Below are 875 nucleotides of genomic sequence, written 5' to 3'. Positions count from 1 at the left end.
CGGGCACGCTGGTGACGGCGCACCGCGGGCGGGTGGAGCGCCCGCACGCGCTGGACGCGGCCGGGTGGGCCGAGGAGGTGGCGCGCCAGCGGGCGGCCGGTGCGGCGGGCCGGACGGCGTACATCTCGCGGCTGACGGTCGATCACGGCGAGCACGGCGGCGCGCGGGTCTGCGAGGTGGACATCGCCGAGAGCGACTACGCGGAGTGCATGGCCACCACCCGGCTGGGCCGGGAGGATCCGGCGGCGGCCCGGCTGCTGCGCGCGGCCCTGGACGAGGGACTGACGAGCTTCGTGGCCGTCGCCCCGCCCACGATGGTCAGCGCCTGCGTCGCGGTGCGGGACCGGCCGGGCCGGCTGCTGCTGCTCCGCCGCTCGCTGGCGGTCAACACCTTCCCGGCGCAGTGGACGGTCGGGATCAACGAGACGATGAAGTACCGCGACGAGCCCGGCGCCGCCGAGGACTTCTACGGGCTGGTCCGGCGGGCGCTGGAGGAGGAGCTGGGGCTGCTGCCGGACGACGTCGGGCCGGCCGTGATCACCTGGCTGGGCTGGAGCGAGCCGGCCTCCTGCTACACGCTGGTGGCCACCGTCCGGTCCCGGCTCGACGCGGCCGGGATCGACCGCCGCCGCGAGGCCTGCCACAGCACCTTCGAGCACGACATGGCCGTCTGGGTGCCCTTCACCCGCCGTACGGTCTCCGAGCTGGTCGAGGGCGGCACCTGCCCGGACGGCTCGCAGCGCTGGTCGTACCTCGCGCCGCTGGTCGCCTGGGAGGCCTGGCGGGCGGCACAGCAGGAGCGGGCGTAGGCCGGAACGGGCATTCCCGAGAACGCCCGTTCCGCATACGGAACGAGCGTTCTCGGGGCGGCCGCG

Annotated in this window: 1 protein-coding gene; it reads left to right on the top strand. The window is 75.8% G+C overall.

The window, feature by feature from the left end:
• Positions 1 to 809: NUDIX domain-containing protein (locus AE652_RS41815; protein WP_234348734.1), on the top strand; the 809-nt coding region annotated here is incomplete at its 5' end.
• Positions 810 to 875 lie beyond the last annotated feature (66 nt).

This window comes from Kitasatospora sp. MY 5-36 (assembly GCF_001182915.1).
Lineage (GTDB): Bacteria > Actinomycetota > Actinomycetes > Streptomycetales > Streptomycetaceae > Kitasatospora.
Note: the sequence above shows the minus strand (reverse complement) of the source record. Positions and strands in the feature narration are given on the sequence as shown.